Annotated in this window: 22 protein-coding genes and 5 tRNA genes; 26 read left to right on the top strand and 1 reads right to left on the bottom strand. The window is 41.0% G+C overall.

From position 1 onward, the window contains the following. The first annotated feature begins 40 nt into the window (after positions 1-40). From MUY27_RS11120 to rpoC, 18 genes are all read left to right on the top strand, one after another. Positions 41-907, top strand: a complete 867-nt coding sequence (locus MUY27_RS11120; protein ID WP_245130094.1) for a PfkB family carbohydrate kinase — start codon at positions 41-43, stop codon at positions 905-907. Positions 908-1,176: 269 nt separating this feature from the next. After that, positions 1,177-1,368 (top strand): 30S ribosomal protein S21, encoded by a 192-nt coding sequence (gene rpsU, locus MUY27_RS11115; protein ID WP_245130093.1) that lies wholly within the window; start codon positions 1,177-1,179, stop codon positions 1,366-1,368. A gap of 80 nt (positions 1,369-1,448) precedes the next feature. Beyond that, entirely contained in the window at positions 1,449-2,327 is an 879-nt protein-coding gene (locus tag MUY27_RS11110) for a tyrosine-type recombinase/integrase (RefSeq protein ID WP_245130092.1), read from the top strand. Positions 2,328-2,340: 13 nt separating this feature from the next. Then, positions 2,341-2,694, top strand: coding sequence for a ribosome hibernation-promoting factor, HPF/YfiA family (gene hpf, locus MUY27_RS11105; RefSeq protein WP_245130091.1), 354 nt, complete (start codon positions 2,341-2,343; stop codon positions 2,692-2,694). Between the two features lie 170 nt (positions 2,695-2,864). Then, a tRNA-Thr gene (locus MUY27_RS11100) sits at positions 2,865-2,937 on the top strand. Between the two features lie 94 nt (positions 2,938-3,031). Beyond that, positions 3,032-3,114 (top strand) — tRNA-Tyr (locus MUY27_RS11095). A gap of 82 nt (positions 3,115-3,196) precedes the next feature. Then, positions 3,197-3,269, top strand: a tRNA-Gly gene (locus tag MUY27_RS11090). 96 nt (positions 3,270-3,365) lie between these two features. After that, positions 3,366-3,437: transfer RNA gene (locus MUY27_RS11085), tRNA-Thr, on the top strand. A gap of 64 nt (positions 3,438-3,501) precedes the next feature. Beyond that, on the top strand, positions 3,502-4,689 hold the full coding sequence (gene tuf / locus MUY27_RS11080) for an elongation factor Tu (RefSeq protein WP_245130090.1): 1,188 nt from the start codon (positions 3,502-3,504) through the stop codon (positions 4,687-4,689). 124 nt (positions 4,690-4,813) lie between these two features. Beyond that, positions 4,814-4,884: transfer RNA gene (locus MUY27_RS11075), tRNA-Trp, on the top strand. A 25-nt stretch (positions 4,885-4,909) separates the two neighbouring features. Beyond that, the gene (secE, locus tag MUY27_RS11070; protein ID WP_245130089.1) at positions 4,910-5,104 is read left to right on the top strand and encodes a preprotein translocase subunit SecE; all 195 of its coding nucleotides are present in this window, start codon (positions 4,910-4,912) and stop codon (positions 5,102-5,104) included. Between the two features lie 14 nt (positions 5,105-5,118). After that, positions 5,119-5,661, top strand: coding sequence for a transcription termination/antitermination protein NusG (gene nusG / locus MUY27_RS11065; RefSeq protein ID WP_245130088.1), 543 nt, complete (start codon positions 5,119-5,121; stop codon positions 5,659-5,661). Positions 5,662-5,845: 184 nt separating this feature from the next. After that, positions 5,846-6,289: a 50S ribosomal protein L11 gene (gene rplK / locus MUY27_RS11060; protein ID WP_245130087.1), complete on the top strand. Its 444-nt coding sequence runs from the start codon at positions 5,846-5,848 to the stop codon at positions 6,287-6,289. A 25-nt stretch (positions 6,290-6,314) separates the two neighbouring features. Continuing rightward, positions 6,315-7,013, top strand: coding sequence for a 50S ribosomal protein L1 (gene rplA, locus MUY27_RS11055; protein WP_245130086.1), 699 nt, complete (start codon positions 6,315-6,317; stop codon positions 7,011-7,013). A 2-nt stretch (positions 7,014-7,015) separates the two neighbouring features. Continuing rightward, positions 7,016-7,537, top strand: coding sequence for a 50S ribosomal protein L10 (rplJ, locus tag MUY27_RS11050; RefSeq protein WP_245130085.1), 522 nt, complete (start codon positions 7,016-7,018; stop codon positions 7,535-7,537). Between the two features lie 64 nt (positions 7,538-7,601). Beyond that, positions 7,602-7,982 (top strand): 50S ribosomal protein L7/L12, encoded by a 381-nt coding sequence (gene rplL, locus MUY27_RS11045; RefSeq protein ID WP_245130084.1) that lies wholly within the window; start codon positions 7,602-7,604, stop codon positions 7,980-7,982. A gap of 213 nt (positions 7,983-8,195) precedes the next feature. Next, complete coding sequence (gene rpoB, locus MUY27_RS11040) at positions 8,196-11,999, top strand: DNA-directed RNA polymerase subunit beta (protein WP_245130083.1); 3,804 nt, start codon at positions 8,196-8,198, stop codon at positions 11,997-11,999. A gap of 127 nt (positions 12,000-12,126) precedes the next feature. Further along, a complete protein-coding gene (gene rpoC / locus MUY27_RS11035) occupies positions 12,127-16,410 on the top strand; it encodes a DNA-directed RNA polymerase subunit beta' (protein ID WP_245130082.1) in 4,284 nt (1,427 codons plus the stop codon). 477 nt (positions 16,411-16,887) lie between these two features. Here the strand turns inward: rpoC and MUY27_RS11030 are convergent, their stop codons facing one another. Further along, positions 16,888-17,433 (bottom strand): porin family protein, encoded by a 546-nt coding sequence (locus MUY27_RS11030; protein ID WP_245130081.1) that lies wholly within the window; start codon positions 17,431-17,433, stop codon positions 16,888-16,890. A 252-nt stretch (positions 17,434-17,685) separates the two neighbouring features. On the opposite strand from MUY27_RS11030, the gene MUY27_RS11025 reads away from it, so the two are divergent. The 8 genes from MUY27_RS11025 to MUY27_RS10990 all read left to right on the top strand — a co-directional run bounded on the left by MUY27_RS11025 (position 17,686) and on the right by MUY27_RS10990 (position 26,470). Then, positions 17,686-17,997, top strand: a complete 312-nt coding sequence (locus tag MUY27_RS11025; protein WP_245130080.1) for a DUF3467 domain-containing protein — start codon at positions 17,686-17,688, stop codon at positions 17,995-17,997. A gap of 67 nt (positions 17,998-18,064) precedes the next feature. Further along, positions 18,065-18,847, top strand: coding sequence for a polysaccharide biosynthesis/export family protein (locus tag MUY27_RS11020; protein ID WP_245130079.1), 783 nt, complete (start codon positions 18,065-18,067; stop codon positions 18,845-18,847). Positions 18,848-18,851: 4 nt separating this feature from the next. Then, positions 18,852-21,188 carry a GumC family protein gene (locus MUY27_RS11015; protein ID WP_245130078.1) on the top strand — a complete coding sequence of 779 codons (2,337 nt, stop codon included), beginning with the start codon at positions 18,852-18,854 and terminating at the stop codon, positions 21,186-21,188. A 13-nt stretch (positions 21,189-21,201) separates the two neighbouring features. Further along, complete coding sequence (locus MUY27_RS11010; RefSeq protein WP_245130077.1) at positions 21,202-22,500, top strand: MATE family efflux transporter; 1,299 nt, start codon at positions 21,202-21,204, stop codon at positions 22,498-22,500. Between the two features lie 2 nt (positions 22,501-22,502). Then, a complete protein-coding gene (locus MUY27_RS11005; protein WP_245130076.1) occupies positions 22,503-23,486 on the top strand; it encodes a hypothetical protein in 984 nt (327 codons plus the stop codon). Between the two features lie 289 nt (positions 23,487-23,775). Further along, a complete protein-coding gene (locus tag MUY27_RS11000) occupies positions 23,776-24,723 on the top strand; it encodes a hypothetical protein (protein WP_245130075.1) in 948 nt (315 codons plus the stop codon). Positions 24,724-24,767: 44 nt separating this feature from the next. Then, positions 24,768-25,889 carry a glycosyltransferase family protein gene (locus tag MUY27_RS10995; protein WP_245130074.1) on the top strand — a complete coding sequence of 374 codons (1,122 nt, stop codon included), beginning with the start codon at positions 24,768-24,770 and terminating at the stop codon, positions 25,887-25,889. After that, positions 25,877-26,470, top strand: coding sequence for an acyltransferase (locus tag MUY27_RS10990; RefSeq protein ID WP_245130073.1), 594 nt, complete (start codon positions 25,877-25,879; stop codon positions 26,468-26,470). The genes MUY27_RS10995 and MUY27_RS10990 overlap by 13 nt, the downstream gene beginning before the upstream one ends.

Below are 26,470 nucleotides of genomic sequence, written 5' to 3'. Positions count from 1 at the left end.
ATTATAACTCTTACCTTAGCAAACTTATTCTATTTTTTAAATGTACGACATCTGCTGCATTGGCCACATCACTTTAGATAAAATACAAACCCCTGATGCTACCCGTTACCTGCCCGGCGGTACGGCATGGTACTTTTCGCACGCCATTCGTCAAATGGGCGTTAATTACTTATTGGTTACTGCCGTTGCTGAAACAGAATTACCTTCTGTTAAGCAACTGACGGATAAAGGCACAGAAGTAGAGGTTTTACCTACGGCCGCTACGGTTTATTTCGAGAATATTTACGGCGACAACTCAGATGAACGTACACAACGGGTACTGCAGCAGGCTGATCCCTTTACTGTTCCGGACGTGGCAGGCATACAGGCTAAAGTAATTCACCTCGGGCCGCTTCTGGCAGATGATATTTCGCTTGATGTAATTAAAGAACTATCGTCAAAGGCGGTACTCGCGCTGGATGCACAAGGCTATTTAAGAAAGGTAGAAGATCAGCAGGTTTTGGCCGTGAACTGGCCGGAAATGACTAAGGCGCTGCAGCATATTACCATATTAAAGGTGAACGATCACGAGCTGCTGGCGTTGACAGGGATAGCAGACCTGCACGAAGGGGCTAAGTTTGTAGCCAACCTTGGCGTAAAAGAGGTAGTGATTACCCTTGGCAGCAAAGGTTCTGTTATATACAGCGATGGTCAGTTTTTTCAGATCGCACCGTATAAACCAAAGGCCGTAGTGGATGCTACCGGTTGCGGAGATACCTATATGGCAGGTTACCTGGCCAGGCGTATCAAGGGGGATAGCATAGCAGATGCCGGAAAATTTGCATCGGCAATGGCTGCTTTAAAAATTGAGCAGTCCGGCGCGTTTACCGGCAGCGAAGCTGATGTGCTACAGATGATGGAAAAGTAGGGGTTATATAATATAAAGCAAAGACATGGTGCGATTCCTTCCCCATGGGAAGGAGGAGGGAGGGGTATCTGGAAAGCTGACCCCTCCCTAACCCTCCCGTAGGGAGGGAATAATAATTTCGATTAATACCCAGCCTGATATAATAATACCATAAGCCAAAAGCGCTCTTTTTTGGAGGAGATTATTACCAGGTATTCTTCCGAAACCATTTTGATAATCAAATCTTTTGCTTACCTTTGCCATCCCACGAAAGGAGGTATATTAAGGGTATGATCATTGTAAACGTAAAAGACGGCGAATCATTAGATAAAGCATTAAAACGTTTTAAGAAAAAATTCGAGAAAACCGGTGTTCTTCGCGAGCTTCGCAGCCGCCAGGCATTCGAGAAAAAATCTGTAACCCGCCGCAACGTGGTTAAACACGCTGTATATAAGCAAGGTTTAAATCAGGAAACTGTATAACTCTTATCGAGTTACATTTTTCTGCTACAACATATCAAAAACTATTTGTACATTGAATTTACGATGTATAAATAGTTTTTATGTTTTTAGAGCGGTTCATCCAATATATTCAATTCGAAAAGCGCTACTCTGCTCACACCGTAACCGCTTACCGGCATGACCTGGAACAATTCTTTGCATCGCTTGATCCCGAATTAACCGTTCAGGAAATAACACACCACCATATCCGCGCCTGGATGGTTGAACTGATGGACGATGAGAACACCGCCCGTACCGTTAACCGAAAAATAGCCACCCTTCGAAAATATTTTAAATTCCTGGTACAAGAGCAGGTGATCGAGGTTAACCCTGCCACCCGTGTGCAAACTCCGAAAATAGCTAAGCATTTACCCGTAGTGGTAGAAGAGGAGAAGCTGACACGCCTGCTGGACAGCGAGGAAGTTTTCGGTACTGACTTTAAAGGCACTCGCGATAAACTGGTTATAGAGCTCTTGTTCGGTACCGGTATTCGCCTGGCAGAACTGCTAGGGATCAAAGAAACAGACTATAATGAGGCGGAAGGCACCGTGAAGGTGTTAGGCAAGCGTAATAAAGAACGGATTGTGCCTGTAAATACCCAATTGAAGCATCTGATAGCGGAGTACTTGAAATTAAAAAAAAATGAAATTTTTAATAACAAATCATTAACTCTTATCGTTACAAATAAAGGAACAGATGCTTATCCAAAGCTTATTTATTTAATTGTGAATAGATACTTAGCTAACATATCAACCCAATCAAAAAAGAGTCCGCACGTTCTCCGGCATACCTTTGCAACCACCTTGTTAAATAAAGGCGCCGATTTAAATGCGATCAAAGAACTTCTGGGCCACGCAAACTTAAGTGCCACCCAGATTTATACCCACAACTCCGTGGAACGTTTGAAATCTATTTATAAACTAGCCCATCCAAAGGCTTAAATCAGGAGGAATCATGAAAATCACAGTTCAATCAATTCGATTCAACGCAGACAAAAAATTGTTGGAATTCATTCAGAAGAAAGCAAACAAACTCGACCAGTTTTGCGACAAAATTATTAGTGGAGAAGTTTATTTGCGCGTAGAGAATACGGAAGATGAAGCCAATAAAGTGGTAGAAATAAAGTGTATTATTCCTGGTAACCAGCTATTTGTAAAAGAAAAGTGCAAAAGCTTTGAAGAAGCGACAGACCTGGCGGTTGATAGCTTGCGCAAACAAATTGACCGTTACAAGCAGAAAAAGGCTGCTGTTGCAGAAAAAGCTGCAAAAGAGGTACTTACAGAAGCCGAACTCGACAGCGAGTTTTAAAAATCAAAACACATTTTAACGCTATAAATCGACAGGTTTTCCGCCTGTCGATTTTTTTTAGAAAAAAATTTTGTGCAGTTTCAAAAGTGTGTATATTTGCATTCCCTTTCGGAGAGGTACTGTGCAGAACAGGCCGGCAAGAAAGATTGTTCTTTAAAACAAAAATAAAAGCCTCCTTAGCTCAGCTGGTAGAGCAACTGACTTGTAATCAGTAGGTCATTGGTTCGATCCCGATAGGAGGCTCTCTTAATTTCGAATTTCGAAGGTTCGATTTCGGATTTGTTCTCTTTACCGGGTTTAAATTCAGAATTGAAAATCCGGGATCCGAAATCAAGATGGGGAGATTCCAGAGCGGCCAAATGGATCAGACTGTAAATCTGCTGTCTTACGACTTCGGAGGTTCGAATCCTCCTCTCCCCACCGGTAAATGAGTGAATGTTTGAATGATAGAATGCTGCGATTATTCACTCATTCCCCCAATCACACACTCACTCATTCATCTGCGGAAGTAGCTCAGTTGGTAGAGCGATAGCCTTCCAAGCTATAGGTCGCGAGTTCGAACCTCGTCTTCCGCTCTGTGAAGGTTATTAAGTTAGTGGGTTATTGGTTATTAAGTTTTGAAATACAAAATAATCAAAATAACTAAATAACTCAATAACCAAAAATAATTAGCCGACGTAGCTCAGGGGTAGAGCACTTCCTTGGTAAGGAAGAGGCCAAGGGTTCAAATCCCTTCGTTGGCTCGGCGTAATAGAAATATAACGGCATTTTTAATTAGAAAATTAACCTACAAACATTTTATAAATCATGGCAAAAGAAAAGTTTGACCGCAGTAAGCCGCACTTAAATATCGGTACAATCGGTCACGTTGACCACGGTAAAACAACCCTTACCGCAGCTATCACTAAAGTTTTAGCTGATAAAGGTTTATCTGAGGCTCGTTCTTTCGATTCAATCGACTCTGCTCCTGAAGAAAAAGAACGTGGTATTACTATCAATACTGCGCACGTTGAATATTCAACTGCAAACCGTCACTATGCACACGTTGACTGTCCGGGTCACGCTGACTATGTGAAGAACATGGTTACTGGTGCTGCTCAGATGGACGGTGCGATCCTTGTGGTTGCTGCTACTGACGGTCCGATGCCTCAAACCCGTGAGCACATCCTGTTAGCTCGTCAGGTAGGTGTACCTGCGCTTGTTGTTTTCATGAACAAAGTTGACATGGTTGATGATCCGGAATTATTAGAGTTAGTAGAAATGGAAATTCGTGAATTATTATCATTCTACGAATTCCCAGGTGATGATATCCCAGTTATCCAGGGTTCAGCTCTTGGTGGCTTGAACGCAGATGCGAAATGGGTTGAAAAAATCATGGAGTTAATGGACGCTGTAGATAGCTACATTCCAATTCCTCCACGTCTGACTGACCTTCCATTCCTGATGCCAGTTGAGGACGTATTCTCAATCACTGGTCGTGGTACAGTAGCAACTGGCCGTATCGAGCGTGGTGTGATCAACTCAGGTGACCCTGTAGATATCTTAGGTATGGGTGCTGAGAACCTGAAATCAACTGTAACCGGTGTGGAAATGTTCCGCAAGATCCTTGACAGAGGTGAAGCTGGTGACAACGTAGGTTTATTGTTACGTGGTATTGAGAAAACTGATATCCGTCGTGGTATGGTTATCTGTAAACCAGGTTCAGTAACTCCGCACACAGATTTCAAAGCAGAAGTTTACGTATTATCAAAAGCAGAAGGTGGCCGTCACACTCCATTCTTCAACAAATACCGTCCGCAATTCTATTTCCGTACTACTGACGTAACTGGTGAGATTTCACTGGCAGAAGGTGTAGAAATGGTTATGCCTGGTGATAACGTTACCATCACAGTTTCTTTGATCAACGCTATCGCTATGGAAAAAGGCTTACGTTTCGCTATCCGCGAAGGTGGTAGAACCGTAGGTGCTGGTCAGGTAACTGAAATTTTAAAATAATCCCCCTGACACCCCAAAAGGGAATAAGGTAAGGTTAATTTATAGGCAAAGTACATAGCGTTCGCGCTGTGTACTTTGTTTTAAAAAGTAAAGCACATTCTAAATACAAGTTTAGAATTTATACACGGGAATAGTTCAACGGTAGAATAGAGGTCTCCAAAACCTTTGATCAGGGTTCGAATCCTTGTTCCCGTGCTTTAAAACTGAGATAATAACAAAGATGGCTGGCGTAGCTGAATACATTAAAGAATCTTATATAGAGTTAACGCAGAAGGTAACGTGGCCAACCTGGCGTGAACTGCAAAACAGTGCAATCCTGGTGTTGGTTGCTGCCATTATCATCGCTATCATGATCTTTGGTATGGACCAGATCATTGGTTATTTGGTAAAGCAGTTTTATAGTTCACTTACTTAATTTAAACGTCAGGGATGAGTGAAAACTTAAAATGGTATGTAGTAAGGGCCATTAGCGGGAAAGAAAAAAAGGTAAAGCAATATATCGATGCCGAGGTTAACCGCCTGGGCATTTCGCACCTTATACCGCAGGTTCTTATTCCAACCGAGAAATATTATCAGATGCGCGACGGTAAGAAGATTGCCAAAGAACGCAACTTTTTTCCGGGTTATGTTTTAATGGAAGCTGCATTAGACGGCGAGTTAGAACACATTATCAAGAACATTAACAGTGTGATTGGTTTTCTTGGCGATAAAGCCGGTAACGCAATCCCGCTTCGTCAGTCAGAAGTTAACCGCATTTTGGGTAAAGTTGATGAAATGACTTCCCAGGGCGAAACCATGAATGTACCGTATTACGTTGGCGAGAACGTTAAAGTAATGGACGGACCTTTCAACGGCTTCAGCGGTGTGATTGAAGAAGTGAACGAAGAGAAAAAGAAACTGAAAGTAATGGTAAAGATATTCGGTCGCCGCACGCCGCTCGAATTGAATTACATGCAGGTAGAAAAAGAGTAAATTTAGATCTGAGATTTTAGATGTGAGATATGAGACACATCATCAAATCAAAGAGATATCATAAATAGGGTTTAAGTATAAGATGGGAGATCTAAAGTCTCATATCTCAATACTCAAATCTAAAAATCTTAAATGTTACATAGCTTCCACTTACTAACATTAGAGTACAAATAAATTAATTACAATGGCAAAAGAAGTCGGTGCGTTAGTAAAACTACAAGTGAAAGGCGGCGCTGCAAATCCATCTCCACCAATTGGCCCTGCATTGGGTGCAAAAGGTGTGAACATTATGGAGTTTTGCAAGCAGTTCAATGCACGTACCCAGGATCGTCCTGGTAAAGTGCTACCAGTAGTTATTACTGTTTATACAGACAAGTCTTTTGATTTTATCATTAAAACCCCACCGGTTGCGATCCAGCTTTTAGAAGTTTCGGGTATCAAAGGTGGTTCGGCAGAGCCAAACCGTAAAAAGGTTGCCAGTGTAAACTGGGATCAGGTAGAAGCTATTGCTAAAGATAAAATGCCAGACTTAAATGCATTTACAGTAGAATCTGCCATGAAAATGGTAGCTGGTACTGCTCGCAGTATGGGAATTACCGTAAACGGTACTGCGCCCTGGAACAAATAATTAACACACAAATCAGTTTAAGAAAGTGGCTAGATTAACAAAAAATCGTAAAGCAATACTCTCCAAAATTGAGGCGAGCAAATCGTATTCTTTGCAAGATGCGTCTTCTTTGGTAAAAGATATCACTACTACCAAATTTGATGCTTCTGTAGATATCGACGTTCGTTTAGGTGTTGATCCGCGTAAAGCCAATCAAATGGTTCGCGGTATTGCAACATTGCCTCACGGAACCGGTAAAACTGTACGTGTACTGGTACTTTGTACCCCTGACAAAGAGCAGGAAGCAAAGGACGCAGGTGCAGATTACGTAGGTTTGGACGATTATATTGCGAAAATAGAAGGCGGATGGACTGATGTTGACATCATTATTACCATGCCAAGCGTTATGGCTAAAGTAGGCCGCCTGGGTCGTATCCTGGGTCCGCGTAACTTAATGCCTAACCCTAAATCTGGTACAGTTACTGCCGAAGTTGGCAAAGCTGTTAAAGAGGTTAAAGCAGGTAAAATCGACTTTAAAGTTGACAAAACAGGTATCATCCATGCCTCAATAGGTAAAGTATCTTTCCCTGCCGAGCAGATTTATGAGAATGCTTTGGAAGTAATCCAAACCATTTCAAAATTAAAACCATCGGCTGCAAAAGGTACATATTTCAAGAGCATTCACATCTCTTCAACTATGTCGCCCGGAATCGAAGTTGAAACTAAAACTGTAGCGGGGATTTAATCATGAATAAAGAAGAAAAATACGAACTGGTTGAAGCTCTAACCGAGCAGATCAAAGAGTATGGTAATTTCTATATTACTGATACTGCTGACTTAACCGTTGCAAAGGTTAACGATATCCGCCGCAAATGTTTTGGTAGCGACATCGTGATGAAAGTAGTGAAAAACAGCTTGATTAAAAAAGCGTTGGAAGCTGCTGAAGGTGATTACACTCCAATTTTCGATACATTAAAAGGTACCTCAACCATTTTATTCTCTAAATCAGCAAAAGCTCCGGCTAAGTTGATTAAAGATTTGAGAAAAACTGGTGACAAACCACGTTTAAAAGCAGCATATGTGTATTCAGCAGCCTTTGTTGGCGACGAACAGCTGGACGCATTAATGACGCTGAAATCGAAAGAAGAATTGGTAGGCGATATCATCGGCTTACTGCAATCTCCTGCTAAGAATGTACTTTCTGCACTGCAATCAGGCGGAACTACTATCGCAGGTTTAGTAAAAACATTACAAGAAAGAGAAGGTTAATCCGACACCTGGTAAGATCGGACAAAAATTATCATTAACGTATTAAAGTAAAAATTTAAATAAAATGGCAGATTTAAAAGCGTTTGCTGAACAGTTGGTAAACTTAACAGTAAAAGAAGTTAACGAATTAGCTCAGATCTTGAAAGACGAGTACGGTATTGAGCCAGCTGCTGCTGCAGTAGCTGTTGCTGCTCCTGCTGCTGGTGGTGATGCTCCTGCTGCTGCTGCTGAGCAAACTGCATTCGACGTTATCTTAAAAGAAGCTGGCGGTCAGAAGTTAGCTGTTGTTAAGTTAGTAAAAGACTTAACTGGCCTTGGCTTGAAAGAAGCTAAAGATTTAGTTGACGGTGCACCAAAAGAATTAAAAGCTGGTGTTTCTAAAGAAGAAGCTGAATCACTTAAAAAGCAATTAGAAGAAGCCGGCGCAGTTGTTGAGGTTAAGTAATTTAACCAGGCAATAGCCCAAAAGCACCAGACTCCGACCTGAAAACGGTCGGGGTCTATTGCTATTTATATGGTTCTCATTTATGACATGAGAATTAGATATGAGTTGTTAATTTTGCAGGATGTGAGCAGACCAATTACCGGCGCAAGCCCTCAGCACCTGAATCTTTATCCTCAGATCTTTTTTAGTAAATAAATCTAAAATTATAATCCCTTGGCAAACAACAATAATCAAAGAGTAAACTTTGCAACCAGCAGGCACGTAATTGATTACCCTGATTTTCTGGATGTTCAGTTACAATCTTTCAGGGAATTCTTTCAGCTGGAGACAACTTCAGACAACCGTCATAAAGAGGGTTTGTTTAAAGTGTTTGCTGAGAACTTCCCGATCTCAGATTCAAGAAACATCTTCGTTCTGGAGTTTCTTGACTATTTTATTGACCCGCCACGTTATGATATCCAAGAGTGTATCGAACGCGGATTAACCTACAGCGTTCCTCTGAAAGCTAAGCTGCGCTTATCTTGTAACGATGAGGAGCACGAGGATTTTGAAACAATTGTACAGGACGTGTACCTGGGTACTATCCCTTACATGACACCTAAAGGTACATTTGTGATCAACGGTGCCGAGCGTGTAATCGTTTCTCAGTTACACCGTTCTCCTGGTGTGTTCTTTGGCCAAAGCCGCCACACTAACGGTACCAAATTATACTCTGCCCGTGTAATTCCTTTCAAAGGTTCATGGATTGAGTTCGCTACAGACGTAAACAACGTGATGTATGCGTATATCGACCGTAAAAAGAAATTCCCGGTTACAACCTTGCTTCGTGCCATTGGTTACGATTCGGATAAAGACATTCTGGAACTGTTCGAACTGGCAGACGAAGTTAAAGTAAGCAAATCTGGCCTGAAGAAATTTATCGGCCGTAAGCTTGCTGCAAGGGTGCTTAAAAAATGGGTGGAAGACTTTGTGGACGAGGATACCGGTGAAGTGGTATCTATCGACCGTAACGAGATCATCCTTGAGCGCGAAACCGTACTGGAAGACGACCATATTGATATGATCATTGACGCAGGTGTTAAAACCATCATCCTGAATAAGGAAGATGCAGCTACCAGCGGTGATTATACCATTATCTATAATACTTTACAAAAAGATACTTCAAACTCAGAGAAAGAAGCGGTAGAGCATATCTATCGTCAGCTACGTAACGCAGAACCACCAGATGAGGAAACCGCGCGCGGTATCATCGATCGTCTGTTCTTCTCTGATAAAAGATATGACCTGGGTGATGTGGGCCGCTACCGCATCAACCGGAAATTGAAACTGGATACTTCTGGTGATACCAAGGTATTAACCAAGCAAGATATTATTGCAATTGTGAAGTATCTGATCAAGTTGATCAACTCTAAAGCTGAGGTGGATGATATCGACCACTTATCAAACCGTCGTGTACGTACGGTAGGTGAGCAGTTGTACGCGCAATTTGGTGTAGGTCTGGCACGTATGGCTCGTACTATCCGTGAGCGTATGAACATTCGTGACAACGAGGTGTTCACACCGACTGACCTGATCAACGCACGTACGTTATCATCAGTGATCAACTCGTTCTTCGGAACCAACCAGCTTTCTCAGTTCATGGACCAAACCAACCCACTGGCAGAGATCACGCACAAGCGTCGTCTTTCAGCTTTAGGTCCCGGTGGTCTGTCACGCGAGCGTGCCGGTTTCGAGGTTCGTGACGTTCACTACACCCACTACGGTCGTTTGTGTACCATCGAAACTCCTGAAGGTCCGAACATCGGTTTGATCTCTTCTCTTTGCGTTCACGCGAAGATCAATAACCTGGGCTTTATCGAAACGCCGTACAAACGCGTTGATAACGGTAAAGTAGCAGTTGATGAGCCCGTGATCTATTTATCGGCAGAAGATGAGGATGGTAAAACCATTGCTCAGGCTAACGCGATGTATGATGATCAGGGTAACTTTGATACCCCACGTGTTAAAGCACGTTTCGAAGGTGACTTCCCGGTTATAGAGCCAGAGCGTCTGGACTATATGGACGTTGCGCCTAACCAGATCACTTCAATTGCGGCTTCGCTGATTCCGTTCCTTGAACACGATGACGCTAACCGTGCATTGATGGGTTCGAACATGCAACGCCAGGCAGTACCGCTGTTACGTCCGGAAGCTCCGATCGTAGGTACTGGTTTGGAAGGCCGTGTAGCAAAAGACTCTCGTACACTGATCAACGCTGAAGGCGATGGTGTAGTTGAGTACGTTGACGCGAACGAGATCCGTATTAAATATGACCGTACAGAAGATGACCGTTTGGTTTCTTTTGAAGGCGACAGCAAATCATACCGCTTAACCAAATTCAAGAAAACCAACCAGAGCACTACCATTAACCTGAAGCCGATTGTTAAAAAAGGCGAACGGGTACAAAAAGGTCAGGTGCTTTCAGAAGGTTATGCTACCCAGAACGGCGAGCTTGCGCTTGGCCGTAACCTGAAAGTGGCGTTCATGCCTTGGCAAGGTTATAACTTCGAGGATGCGATTGTGATTTCTGAGCGTGTGGTATCTCAGGATATCTTTACCTCTATCCACGTAGAAGAGTTCGAGCTGGAAGTTCGTGACACCAAACGTGGTGAGGAAGAGTTAACTGCTGATATCCCGAACGTATCTGAAGAAGCGACTAAAGACCTTGACGAAGACGGTATCATCCGTGTAGGCGCAGAGGTTAAAGAAGGCGATATCCTGATCGGTAAGATCACCCCTAAAGGTGAATCAGACCCCTCACCAGAAGAAAAACTTTTACGTGCCATCTTCGGTGATAAAGCAGGTGACGTTAAAGATGCTTCATTGAAAACTCCGCCATCTATCAGTGGTGTGGTTATCGATACCAAATTATTCTCCCGTGCTAAAAAGACTTCAAAATCTGAAGAAAAAATGCAGCTGGAGAAATTGGATACCAAGCATGATAAAGCGACAAAAGAGCTGAAGAACCTGTTAATTGATAAACTGTTCGAGATTGTAAACGGCAAAACATCACAAGGTGTATACAATGTTTACAAAGAGCTTCTTGTACCCAAAGGCGTTAAGTTTACCCAGAAAATCCTGGCAGAGCTTAACTACGAGAACATCAACCCAACTAAATGGACCACTGATGACGACAAGAACGATCAGATTAAATTGTTACTGCACAACTATAACATTAAACTGAATGAAGAATTAGGTGCTTACCGTCGTGATAAATTCGCGATCAGTGTAGGTGACGAGCTTCCATCAGGTATTGTGCAGATGGCTAAGGTTTACATCGCGAAGAAACGTAAACTGAAAGTGGGTGATAAGATGGCTGGCCGCCACGGTAACAAAGGTATCGTAGCACGTATTGTACGTGACGAGGATATGCCTTTCTTAGAAGATGGCAGCCCGGTAGATATCGTACTGAACCCGCTTGGTGTACCTTCACGTATGAACTTGGGTCAGATCTACGAAACCGTATTAGGTTGGGCAGGCAGAGAGCTTGGTGTTAAATTCGCTACCCCGATTTTTGATGGTGCAAGCTACCAGGAAGTGGAAGAGTGGATTAAGAAAGCCAACTTACCAGAATCTGGCCGTACCTATTTATACAATGGTTTAACAGGTGAGCGTTTCGATCAGCACACTACTGTAGGTATTATCTACATGCTGAAACTGGGCCACATGGTTGACGATAAGATGCACGCCCGTTCAATCGGTCCGTACTCATTAATCACACAACAGCCATTGGGTGGTAAAGCACAGTTCGGTGGTCAGCGTTTTGGTGAGATGGAGGTTTGGGCACTGGAAGCATTCGGTGCAGCGAACATCCTTCAGGAAATCTTGACCGTTAAGTCTGACGACGTGATCGGCCGTGCCAAAACATACGAAGCCATTGTAAAAGGCGAGAACCTGCCTACACCATCTGTACCGGAATCATTCAACGTATTGGTTCACGAGTTAAGAGGCTTAGGTCTGGATATTACATTAGAATAATGAATGAATTTAGTGAAGGGCCGGTTGATCGATCATCCGGTCCCTTTGTTAACTTCTATGTGCAGATAAGTGATCAGATCACTCATTCACTAAACAAATCATTCAATCTTAAAAACAAAAGGAGACTATGTCTTACAAAAAGGATAATAAAATCAAAAGTAACTTTACCAGCATTACAATCAGCTTAGCCTCTCCGGAGTCTATTCTTGAGCGTTCAAGCGGTGAAGTTTTAAAACCTGAAACCATTAACTACAGGACTTACAAACCTGAACGTGATGGTTTATTCTGCGAGCGTATTTTCGGTCCGGTGAAGGATTACGAATGTCATTGCGGTAAATACAAACGTATCCGTTACAAAGGTATCGTGTGTGACCGTTGTGGTGTTGAAGTTACCGAAAAGAAAGTTCGTCGCGAGCGTATGGGCCACATTAACCTGGTGGTTCCGGTAGCGCACATCTGGTACTTCCGTTCTTTGCCAAACAAAATCGGTTACCTGCTGGGCTTACCAACCAAAAAGCTCGACCTGATTATTTATTATGAGCGTTATGTAGTTATTCAGCCTGGTATTAAAGAAGCTGACGGAATTTCAAAAATGGACTTCCTTACAGAAGAAGAATACCTGGACGTATTAGATACATTACCAAAAGAAAACCAATACTTAGACGATAAGGACCCACAGAAGTTTGTGGCTAAAATGGGTGCCGAAGCGTTAGAAGAATTATTAAAGCGTATCGACCTGGATCAGTTATCTTATGATCTTCGTCACCAGGCTGCCAACGAAACGTCTCAGCAACGTAAAAACGAGGCGTTAAAACGCCTGCAGGTCGTGGAAGCTTTCCGCGATGCAAGAACACGTATCGACAACAGCCCTGAGTGGATGATCGTGAAGATCGTTCCTGTAATTCCGCCAGAACTGCGTCCGTTGGTTCCGTTGGAAGGTGGCCGTTTTGCTACTTCGGATTTGAATGACCTTTACCGTCGTGTAATTATCCGTAACAACCGTCTGAAAAGACTGATCGAGATCAAAGCTCCGGAAGTAATCTTACGTAACGAAAAACGTATGTTACAGGAAGCGGTTGACTCGTTGTTTGATAACTCACGTAAAGTAAACGCGGTTAAAACCGAAGGTAATCGTGCCCTGAAATCACTTTCAGACATTCTGAAAGGTAAACAAGGCCGTTTCCGTCAGAACTTATTAGGTAAACGTGTTGACTACTCTGCCCGTTCAGTAATCGTCGTTGGACCAAACCTGAAACTGCACGAGTGTGGTTTACCAAAAGATATGGCCGCAGAGCTGTTTAAACCATTCATCATTCGCAAGATGATCGAAAGAGGTGTGGTGAAAACGGTAAAATCAGCTAAAAAGATTGTTGACCGTAAAGATCCTTTGGTTTGGGATATCCTGGAAAACGTACTGAAAGGTCACCCTGTATTACTAAACCGTGCACCGACGCTGCACCGTTTGGGTATCCAGGCGTTCCAGCCAAAACTGGTTGAAGGTAAAGCGATCCAATTACACCCATTAACCTGTACCGCATTCAACGCCGACTTTGACGGTGACCAGATGGCGGTTCACGTACCGCTGGGTAATGCGGCTATTTTGGAAGCACAGATCCTGATGCTGGCTTCGCACAACATTCTGAACCCTGCTAACGGTACACCTATTACTGTACCTTCTCAGGACATGGTATTGGGTCTTTACTACATTACTAAAGGCCGCAAAACAGATGAAACCAGAGTGGTTAAAGGCGAAAACCTGACTTTCTATTCTCCGGAAGAAGTGATCATCGCTTACAACGAGAAGAAAGTAGATCTGCACGCTTTCATCAAAGTTAAAGTAAATGTAAAAGAGCGTGATGGCAGTATTGTTAATAAATTGACTGAAACTACCGTAGGCCGTGTGTTATTTAACCAGGTTGTACCTGAAGAAGTAGGTTACATTAACGAATTGCTGACCAAAAAATCGCTTCGTGATATTATCGGCGACGTTGTGAAGAACACCGGTATGGCACGCGCAGCACAATTCCTTGATGATATTAAGGAGTTAGGCTTCCAGATGGCATTCCGTGGTGGTTTATCATTCAACCTTAAAGACGTGAACATCCCTGCACAAAAAGTAACCCTGATTGAGCAGGCCTCTAAAGAGGTTGAAGAGGTAATGAACAACTATAACATGGGTTTCATTACCAACAACGAGCGTTACAACCAGATCATCGATATCTGGACCCGTATCAACAACAGGCTTACTGCAAACGTAATGGATATCCTGTCTAAGGATAACCAGGGCTTTAACTCGGTGTACATGATGCTTGATTCAGGTGCCCGTGGTTCTAAAGAGCAGATCCGTCAGTTAGCTGGTATGCGGGGTCTGATGGCGAAACCTCAGAAATCTGGTTCGGGTGGCGAGATCATCGAGAACCCGATCCTTTCAAACTTTAAAGAAGGTCTGTCGGTATTAGAGTACTTTATTTCTACCCACGGTGCCCGTAAAGGTTTGGCGGATACGGCGTTGAAAACTGCCGATGCTGGTTACTTGACCCGTCGTCTGCATGACGTTGCCCAGGATATGATTGTTGGCGAACCGGATTGTGGTACCCTGCGTGGTATATTCACAACTGCGTTGAAAGACAACGAGGATATCGTAGAGCCATTATATGATCGTATCTTAGGCCGTACTTCATTACATGATGTACATGATCCTATTACTAACGAACTGTTAGTTGGCGCAGGTGAAGATATAACAGAGGAAATTGCAAAAGCAATAGAAAACTCTCCGTTAGAAGGCATAGAGATCCGTTCGGTATTGACTTGCGAAAGTAAACGCGGTGTGTGTGCCCTTTGTTACGGTCGTAACCTGGCTTCAGGTAAACGTGTTCAAGCCGGTGAAGCTGTGGGTGTAATTGCCGCACAGTCTATCGGTGAGCCTGGTACACAGTTAACACTTCGTACCTTCCACGTGGGTGGTACTGCATCTAACATCGCGGCTGAATCTCAGATCAACGCACGTTATGACGGTATCATCGAATTTGAGAACGTACGTACTGTTGAGTTCCAGACTGCAGAAGATGGCCCGGTTGATGTGGTATTAGGTCGTTCAGGCGAATTCCGTATCATTGAAGAGGGTAGCAATAAAGTGATCATGACCAATAACATCCCATATGGTTCATACCTGTATGTGAAAGATGGCAGCAAGATCACCAAAGGCGAGCGTATCTGTTCATGGGATCCGTACAACGCGGTAATCATCTCTGAATTCGCTGGTCGTGCACAGTTTGACGCTGTATTGGAAGGTATCACTTTCCGTGAAGAGTCTGACGAGCAAACCGGTCACCGCGAGAAAGTGATTATCGATACCCGCGATAAAACTAAGAACCCTGTAATTCAGATCACTGACGTTGCAGGTAACATTATCAAGGGTTATAACATCCCGGTAGGTGCGCACATCGCAGTAGACGAAGGCGAGAAGATCCAAACCGGTCAGGTAATTGCGAAGATCCCACGTTCAACCGGTAAAACCCGGGATATCACCGGTGGTCTGCCACGTGTAACTGAGTTATTCGAGGCACGTAACCCGTCTAACCCTGCGGTAGTAACCGAGATTGACGGTGTGGTAACTTTAGGCGGTGTGAAACGTGGTAACCGCGAGATCACTATCGAATCTAAAGACGGCCAGATCAAGAAATATTTAGTACCGCTTTCTAAGCACATCCTGGTACAAGATAATGACTTTATCAAAGCTGGTATGCCATTGTCTGACGGTTCTATATCACCTGCGGACATCCTGGCAATTAAAGGCCCTGCGGCTGTACAAGAGTATCTTGTAAACGGTATCCAGGAAGTTTACCGTCTGCAAGGTGTGAAGATCAATGATAAACACTTCGAAGTGATCGTTCACCAGATGATGCAGAAGGTACAGATCGAGGATCCGGGCGATACCCGTTTCCTTGAGAAAGAAGCTGTAGACGGATGGGATTTCATGATGGAGAACGACGAAATTTTCGACAAGAAAGTTGTTGTTGATCCGGGAGATTCCAGCACCCTGAAAGCTGGTCAGATTGTTAATTTACGTAAACTGCGCGACGAAAATTCGGTGCTGAAACGTAAAGATCTTAAACTGGTTCAGGTTCGTGATGCTATCGCAGCAACTTCAAGTCCGTTACTGCAAGGTATCACACGTGCATCTTTAGGTACTAAATCATTCATCTCCGCAGCTTCCTTCCAGGAAACTACTAAGGTGTTGAATGAGGCAGCTATCGCAGGTAAACGCGACAAAATGCTTGGTCTGAAAGAAAACGTGATTGTAGGTCACTTAATTCCTTCAGGTACCGGTATGCGTATCTATGATAACATCCGCGTAGGATCACAAGAAGAGTTTGACAAACTGATGGCTTCTAAAGCTGAAGAAGTTTAATAACTAATCTTTTTATAGATAATTAAGTCAAGGGAAGGGTGCTCCAAAAAGAGCGCCCTTTTTTATGCCTAATAGTAGGACTAAGACGTATAATGGTTTCGCTGTCTAATAAAAAGGTAGGGATTAGCGATAGAGCGATAGGTATTTTGCTGACTCAGCCTCTTTCGCTACTTCACAAGCAGTAAGGTATATCAGCTAGCTGTTCTGGATAGAAGTTGGCTAGTTTTCATTAAAACCAAATACAACGCTTAAAACATGGAATCCGAAGTGATTAAAGTGAATATGCTCAGTTGGCCGTCGAGGGGTATCGGCTTTCAGAATGAACATCGCTAATGGTAATCTTATGAAAGATATCAAATAGGAGAGAAGATGCTGCGCATTTTGTGCATAAACAATAAAGGTTGAAAACTGCTTCACAAGTCTGAAACTGTTGTCAACCTTTAAATATTATTAGAAAACCTAAGAGAGTAGAATTTCTTAATATCCTGAACCGCTTAAATTGAATGAGTAAGCTACATTTAAGCCGAACATGCTCAAATAATTATTTCTCTGATTCAGGTTCTCATATTTTAAGCTGATGTCTAGACCAATGTCCTGGTTACTGTAGCCGATACCAGGAGCAATTGTTTTAACAAATGTAGAGTTCAGCATACCTTTAGGGCTCGCAAAACCTATACCTACATCAGCAAGTAAATACAAATTAGATACAACAAAACCTTTCAGTCCCGCCCGTATCGGCACGAAAGAAAAGTCAGGCAATTTAACTCCGTTTGGTTTTGCACCGATTAATCTCAGGTAGCCTGTGGAAACAGTTACCCCCACATAGTTAGTAGGATAGTACTCCAATTGACCTTCAGCTCCGTAACCAATGTGAAGTACATCACTTCCTGGTTTTACATTGACTAGCCCACTTGGACCAACAACGAGATGCCACGAGTCTTCACGGTAGCTATTGTTACTGGATTGTGCTTTAGCGTTGTGCAGCACAAACAATGCGGCGACGATTAATAAAATTTTTTTCACAGAATTAAATTTATGTTAATTAATGACCTCAAACAGTAAGAATTCCTAAACGAACTGTAATTATAAATAAATAAATTAAAAAATATCGCTTTTTTGTGCAAAATAATTTCAATTATAGTCGTCGTTATTTTTTTTAATTAAAAGAATAAATTTAATAATAAGGTCGGTTTACTATAATGCTTTTTTAATTTTATTGTCATAAAATAATTGAGGAATTATTGATAGATTTGCAATAATATACATTTTTACCTGATGGAAGAACAAACTGAAGGACAGTTAAATATCGAGTTAAGCGAAGACGTTGCTGAAGGAATTTATTCGAATTTGGCTATTATTACTCATTCTAATGCAGAGTTTGTTATTGATTTTATCAGAGTGCTTCCCGGTGTGCCAAAGGCTAAAGTGAAATCCCGAATTATTCTTACGCCTGAACATGCGCGAAGATTACTAAGCGCATTGAGTGATAATATCGAAAAGTTCGAAAGCGCAAACGGTAGAATTAGGTTACAGGAGAATGTTTCCGGGTTCACCATGAATTTCGGCGGCACGATGGGGCAGGCTTAAATTTTCTATACTTTTTTCATATATTGTAATAGGGCTTTTAAGCCTTATAAGTTTAAAAACGCATTTGATGTCAACTAAAAAAAAGGAAAGTTTTTTCTCTCTGATTGTTCTTTTGGGCGTGATGATTCTGTCATCGTGTTTTAATGAGAAAAAGATAACTTATTTTCAGAGGTCTGGTTCGAAGGATACGGTAGCTATTGCCAGAGAATATGTACCTAAAATACAGCCAGGCGATCTTTTATCTATTTATGTAAATTCTCTCAGCCCCGAGGCTAGCAGTTTTTTTAATCCGTATTCATCTTCCCGGGAAACACCAGATGCAACCCCGAGTTTAAGTCAGTCCGCAGCGCCAGGATATTTAGTAGATGGCTCAGGAAATATTACCCTACCTTTAGTAGGTTCAGTTGCGGTAGGATCTCTTACTACTAATGAGGCAACGGGTATTATTCGTAAAAAGCTTGAGTTTTATTTGAAAGAACCGACAGTAACTGTGCGATTTTTAAACTTTAGAATTTCAATTCTTGGTGAAGTAAGTAAACCCGGTATTTACGTTATTCCTAACGAACGAATCACTTTGCCAGAAGCAATTACCCTTGCTGGTGACCTTACACCTTTTGCTAAACAAAATAGTATTGAAATTATCAGGGATGTAAATAATAAAAAGGAGTTCGGCGAAGTTGACTTTACAAAAAGCGACGTATTTTCTTCGCCATATTATTATTTGCATAGTAACGATATTGTTTATGTTAAAGCATCAAAAGGTAAGATTGCGCAGACAGACCTCGCTTTAAGATTAATTCCTATAATGGTATCTATCATAACTGTCGGGGTATTAATTTTTAGAAAGTAAGTAAATGCAAAGAACTTCAGAATATTCAGACGAATTTGTAGAGCCGGAAATAAATCAAGATGTTGATTTTAAGGAGGTATTACAAAAGTATTTGCGGCATTGGAAATGGATATTATTATCAGTTGTAGTGATGCTTTTAGCCGGTTATTTCTATGCGAAGACGTTAACACCGCAATTTAATGTGCAGATATCTATCTTAATCAAAGACAAACAATCTGGAAACGATAAGGACATACTTCAGCAACTGGATGTATTCTCAACCGATAAGATAGTCGACAATGAGATCCAGATTTTAAAAACCAATGCCTTAATGGAAAAGGTTGTTAAAGCGTTGGAACTGGAGAATACGTATTTGGTTAAAAAGGGCTTCACGAAAATTGTTCTTTATAAGAACGAACCGTTTAAGATAAGGATGCTTAGACCTTCTGCTAATATTGCAAAGCAGGAATGGGATGTGCAACAGATTAATGATCGTGAGGTTGAGTTTAACGGAAAAAAAATTCCTTATAACAAACCCGTTGAGACAGAGGCGGGTCTTCTAGTAGTAATTCCGACAAAAGTAAAGTCTGCCGAGGTGGTACAGGTTATTTTCGGCTCTGCCGAGGACGTTGCACAGTCATACATTGGCAAATTGCAGATCACACCCGCCAGTAAGCAAGCGACCGTATTGTTTATCTCAATGGAAGATCAGAATGCGCAACGGGGTAAGGATATACTGACCAAGCTGGTAGACGAATATAACCAGATATCCATCGACGATAAAAATAAAACCACTGCTAATACGCTGGCTTTCATAGAAGGAAGATTGGCAGCGGTGGCTGGCGAACTTAATACGGTGGAAAAGAAGGTTCAGGATTATAAGTCTACCAATGAAATTACAGATATTTCTACCCAATCGAGTATATTCTTAACCAATGTCCAGAATAATGATGCTCAGCTCACGAAGATTGATTTAGAGTTAGGTGGATTAAAAGTGCTGGAGAATTATCTGAACAATGATAATATGGATCAGATGAAGCTACCCTCAATGCAAGGGATAGAGGATCCGTCTTTAACCTTATTAATAACTCAGCTTAGCGATGTACAGGTAAAAAAAGAGAGTTTGCTTAGAACTATTCCGCAGACTAACCCTGCGGTTAGTTCCTTGAATGACCAGATCAAAGCCCTTAAGCAAACTATTTTACAAACCGTACAAAACATCAGAGCAGGTCTTGTTAGCAGTAAAAGACAATTGATAAACCAAAACAATGGTTTCAAGGCAATTATAAGAAGTGTTCCTTCAAAAGAACGGGGACTTATTGATATTATGCGGGACAGGGATATTAAAAATAACCTGTTTACTTTCTTACTTCAAAAGCGTGAAGAATCAGCAATGTCACTTGCCTCTACTGTTTCGGATAGTAAGACTATAGATAAAGCAAAAAGTTCAGGGATGTATTTCAAGCCTGCAAAAAATGCTGTTTACTTTTCTTTCTTCGCTATAGGCCTATTTTTGCCTATAATTAGCATATTCCTTTTGGGTATGCTTGATACTACAATAAAGCGAAGGTCTGATATCGAGCGTTATACCAAAGTTCCTGTTATTGCTCAGGTCAGTTACTCATCAGAGCAGGAGCCGATGATAACTATAGAACGTCCCAGAGCGATGATTTCTGAGCAAATACGCGTATTAAGGACAAATTTGCAGTTCATTATGCCGTCTGCAGAGGATAAAGTGATTTTGTTCACCTCTAATATCAGTGGCGAAGGGAAATCCTTTATCGCTTTAAACTTGGGTGCCAGCCTTGCAAGCACGGGAAAAAAAGTGATTGTCCTGGAACTTGATTTAAGAAGGCCAAGATTTGAAACGATGCTAGGTCTGCAACCCGAACTCGGGCTTTCAAATTATTTAATTGGGCAGGTGGATTACAAAGATGTGATGAGAGACCAGTTTAAGTTACCTAATTTACAGGTAATCACTAGTGGAACTATCCCTCCTAATCCTGCTGAGTTGCTGTTAAACGGTAAAATTGAATCTTTGCTTGAGCAGCTTAAGCAAGAATACGATTACATTATACTAGACGCTCCTCCTGTCGGAATTTTGACGGATGCGCAAATTCTAAGTAAATATGCAAGTGCAACATTGTTTATCGTAAGATATAATTATACACATAGAGACCAGATCAGATTTGTAGATGACCTTAGACAAAGGAGGATATTCAAAAACCTGAATATAGTCTTCAATTCTATAGATCAATCGAAAATTGGCTATGGTTACGGTTATGGCTATGGTTACGGCTACGGTTATTATGAGGAAGATAAGGGCAGAAAAAAATCATGGTTCAGCAGGTTCACTTCCTAATATTTTAATATAAATGAGTGCAGTAGACACGGCAGCTTCCTCAAAAAACAAACTCGACAAGTTAATTCATTGGTTTAAGCTAATTACAATAACTGGAACTGCGCAAATCATTGTTCAAGGTGTAAGTTTAGTAAGCGGTATAGTTATAATAAGATTTTTATCAACAGCAGAATACGCTTTATATACCCTTGTTAATACGATGCTTGGTACAATGACAGTTTTATCTGATGGTGGTATTAGTGCAGGGGTAATGGCTCAGGGCGGGAAGGTTTGGCAGGATAACACCAAATTGGGAGTGATAATGGTTACGGGCCTTAACCTGCGAAAAAAGTTTGCTATTTTTAGTTTGATAGTTGCTATACCGGTTTTGTTTTACCTCCTGGTACAGCATGGGGCCAGTTGGTTACAAAGCACCATAATAATACTATCTTTGATACCGGCATTTATAGCTGCGTTATCGGACTCATTGCTTGAAGTGGGATTAAAGTTGAGGCAGGATATCACTTCGCTGCAAAAAAACCAAGTTTGGGTCGGCATTTTCCGGATGATCCTAGTTTTCGCGACCTTTCTAGCTCCTTTTGCTGCAGTAGGCATTATCACAGCCGGGATACCTCGTATCTTAGGTAATATCAAATTAAAAAAACTCACTGCAAAATATGTGGATTGGAATCAGAAATCTGATCCAGAGGTTAGAAAAGAAATACTAGCAGTTGTCAAGCGTATTTTACCTGGCGCGATATATTATTGCGTATCCGGACAAATATCCATTTGGCTGTTATCTATTTTTGGAAATACAAATAATATCGCTCAAATAGGTGCATTAAGCCGTTTGAGCATGGTGCTGTCGTTGTTTAATGTACTTTTTAGCACTTTGATTATTCCAAGATTTTCTAGACTGCCTGATAATAAGGCTGTACTCACACGATATTATTTTCAATTACTTATTGGAGTAAGCGTTATTTTACTTGTAGTTGTAGGTGTTTCCGGTGTTTTTCCGACGCAAATATTATGGATACTGGGAAAGTCTTATTCCAATTTAAAGAATGAGTTGTTTTACAGTGTTATTGCTGCCTGTTTAAGTATAATGTCAGGCATATGTTTTGGATTAGCGACAAGCCGGGGATGGGTTATTAATCCTGTTATTTCTATACCTATAAACATTCTATCTATTGTTTTTGGGGCCTTGCTGTTTCACGTAACAACGCTCACGGAGGTTTTGCATTTCAATTGCTTTATAGCGCTTGTACAAGTGCTTATGCACGTTTTGTACACTTGTTACAGGCTTGTTAAGTTTGATAACGTTAATTACTAAATATGTCATCAGCTGTTTGCACCCTTTTTGAAGGACATTATCATTATGGAGTATCAGCTCTTGTTAATTCACTTTATAAGCAGGGGTATAAGGGAGATTTTTATGTTGGATATAGGGGGCAATTGCCAAAATGGGTAAATAACTATAACGATGTTCGCAATATTAGTAATTTCTTTGAGTGGCAAAACGTAACTTCGGTAGAGGTGACTAGCGATCTAAGAATATATTTTTTACCACTGACTACTGACTATCACCTTACTAACTATAAACCAGACTTTATGCTTAGGTTATTACAAGGCCCCGCAAAAAGTGCAGATGGTTTGTTTTATTTCGATCCAGATATCGTAATATCAGGTCCATGGTATTACTTTTTGGAATGGATACAATGTGGTGTTGCTTTGTGTGAGGACGTAAACTCTCCCATATCAGAGTATCATCCACGTAGAGTGGCTTGGAGACGATTATTTAGCCAATATAAAATTGAGTTGAAGTTTAAAACGTCTATCTATGTAAATGGGGGGTTTATTGGTGTTTCTAAAGCTGATTTTCACTTTCTAGAAAATTGGAAGTCTATTCAAGAACATATGTCTTTGTATATTGGAGGGTTAGATAAATCCATATTTAAAAATGGAGGACAGTTAGCTAAGGAGGCTCAAGGCGATTTTGCGCCTTTCAGCAAAACTGATCAAGACGCTTTGAATATAACAACTGAAGTTTGGAATAGACCCATTAGTTATATAGGGCAAGAGGCTATGGCTTTCAAGCATGGAGCTGCAATTCTACCGCATGCACTAGGTACGCAAAAACCATGGGTTAGTAGTCCCATAGTTCGAGCACTTAAAGGGCAACGTTTACGGGTAGTTGATAGGTTGTTTTGGGAAAATTTAAGTGGTCCAATTAGACCTTACAAACTTGGGTTGATTAAGTTTAGGCAATTTGAGTTGAAAATAGCTGCTTTTGTCGGAAGGTTTTATGGAAATAGCTAATGCTATACCAGTTTAAAAATGAGAATGTAATTTATTTGTTCTTAAAAATATTGATATCATAGGAAAACATGCTTATTGCCTCCGTTGGTACCAATTATAAGATGGATTATTAATCGGTTATTTCTGTGCCTTTAATATTCTATCTATTATTTCGGAGCCTTGCTGTTTCACTTAAAAACAGTTACAAAGGTTTTGTAATTCAATTGTTTTATAGCACGGGTCAAGCGCTTATACATGTTTTGTACACTTGTTATAGGCTGTTTAAGTTTGATAACGTTAATTACTAAATATGTCATCAGTTGTTTGTACCCTTTTTGAAGGACATTATCATTATGGCGGAGGAGCCTTAGTCAATTCGCTTTACAAAAGTGGTTTCAGAGGTGATTTTTTTATTGGATATAAAGGTGAATTACCTTTTTGGGCAAGGGCGGTAACGGAAAAGGTATGGCCTTCGGGAAAGATTTCGAAATCAGTTGAGGTAGCTGAAGGATTGCTGGTCCATTTTATTTTGATAGAAACCAATTACCATTTCACCAATTACAAGCCGCAATTCATGTTGCTTTTAATGAGTGATTACGCTAATGATGCAAGTGGAATTTTCTATTTTGATCCGGATATTGTTGTAAGGTGCAAATGGGAATTTTATGAAAATTGGATTCAATATGGTATAACTTTAGTTCATGAGATTGTAAGCTCGGATTTTCCACCAACTCATCCAAAAAGATTTGCGTGGCAAAAGGTAATAAACGCTCTAAATCTTAAAGTGGAGAGAGAATTGTATCACTATATAAATGCTGGCTTTTGTGGGGTTTCAAGTGATCGCTTACAATTTTTAAAAACATGGGATGAGATCATAAAAATCGCGATGAGTAGTTTTGGAATGGATATGAATTATCTTGACAACAAAAATGATCCGTCAAATGAATTTCATATGGGTGATCAAGATGCATTAAATATCTGCGCGATGTGTTGTAAAGAACCAATCAGTGAAATTGGACCTGAAGGAATGGACTTTATTGGCGGGGGATGGCTAATGTCGCACGCAACCGGAAAACCTAAACCTTGGAAGGTATCGTTCTTTTTGCAGGCATTAAAGGGTAGAAGAGCTTCGCTTTCGGAAAAGCAATTTTGGAAGAACGTTAAGTATCCTATCAATTTATATCCTAAAACAAAAGTTTTTTTTAAATACGTTGATCTTAAAGTGTCTTTAATAGTGAATAGGTTTTATTCAAAGTGATATTTTGTTAATAACTGTTTAGCGGTCGTACTTTTACTAAATAAATGAAAATAGCCTTCATATGCGGATCGCTTGAGCCTGGTAAAGACGGGGTAGGAGACTATACCCGTAAATTGGCAGAAGAGCTTTGCAAAAAAGGCCACGAGTGCCTTGCTATTGCCTTGAACGATAAATTTATAAAACAATGTGCGGACTTTAAAGATAGCACTCTCAACTTAACACTAACGCGCATTCCATTTACTTTTCCAGAGAAAGAAAGACTTAAAATACTGGAAGCAGTCGTTTATGCTTTTGAAGCAGATTGGATAAGTCTGCAATTTGTTTCATTTTCCTTTCAACCTAAAGGCATTATTTCCACCCCATTTATAAGAGTGTTTAAAAAAATAAGCGGGGATATCAAATGCCATATTATGTTTCATGAAATATGGGTTGGAATAGAGCAAAAAGCACACTTAAAACATATACTTTGGGGTAGAATACAAAAGGCGAGAATAGTAAGTCTGATGAAAAGTGTAAAATTTTTGCTTATAACAACTTCAAATAGACTGTACTACTTAAAGCTATCTCAAGTTGGTATCAAACCATTCATTTTAAGATTATTCAGTAACATTCCAATTATAAAGAGTACCAAAGTATCCTTAAAACCAACTTCGGAAGTGTTGATCGTTTTTGGAGGGATACATCACGGCGCGCCCATTGAAGATTTTGCAAAAGAGGTTTCGGATTTTTCTAAAAAATCTGGCAGAGCTTTCGAATTAATCATAGCAGGCAGATCTGGTAGTGAGCAGGTGAAATGGCAAGCTGCCTGGGAGAGGTATCAAATGCCTGTAAAAATCTCCGGAGAGATTGAGGAAAGCGGCATATCCGAACTTCTCCAAAGTTCAACCATCGGAATTAGTACTACACCAATTAATTTGGCAGACAAAAGCGGCGCTGTGGCGGCTATGCGTTTACATCAGTTACCTATTATCAGCGTTGCCCGTGATTGGTTGCCTCGAGGTCACAGTGTTAACAATGCTATCGCTCCTGATGACATATTCGATTATAGAGGTGGAAATTTTGAAACTATATATTCGAACTTACAGACTAGTTTAGGAAACAACAGTGTTGAAGAAATCAGTAAGATACTAATTGAAAGTATGGAGGAAACTATATGGCCAGTTTAAGTTATTTATATAAGAACAGGGCAAAATTTAGTGTTACATCTGTAGCTTTTTATAAGGCTTGGGCTAAGCGCTTGCTTACCTTTAATGAACTGATGAAACGGAATTACCGCCGTTGGAAACTTTTGAGAAAAGGAGCAGATATCCATCCAACTGCAGAAATAGGTTTAGTTGAGGTAGGTGGACAAAAGAAGAAATTAACGATTGGACCAATGTCTTTTTTAGGAAAGGTTCAAATAGCATTGCATGATGCCGTAGTTATTGGGGCTAATGTTTGCATAAATGACGGAGCAATACTTCTTACGGCATCGCATAATACACAGGATTCTCTCTGGCGGCATGTAAAAGGGCCAATCATCATAGGTGATTACGCCTGGATTGCCACCAATGCCATCATCTTACCGGGCGTTTCTATTGGCAAAGGAGCCGTAGTCGGCGCCGGAGCAGTAGTAACGAGAGATGTTAAGGATTTTGAAATAGTTGCTGGAAACCCAGCTAAACCGATTAGTAAAAAGCGGATAGAAGAATTAAATTATAATCCTTGTGAGTTTCTGGCTGCAAATCTTGCCTGGATCAAAGGTTAA

The sequence above is a fragment of the Mucilaginibacter straminoryzae genome (assembly GCF_022953055.1).
Taxonomy (GTDB): domain Bacteria; phylum Bacteroidota; class Bacteroidia; order Sphingobacteriales; family Sphingobacteriaceae; genus Mucilaginibacter; species Mucilaginibacter straminoryzae.
Note: the sequence above shows the minus strand (reverse complement) of the source record. Positions and strands in the feature narration are given on the sequence as shown.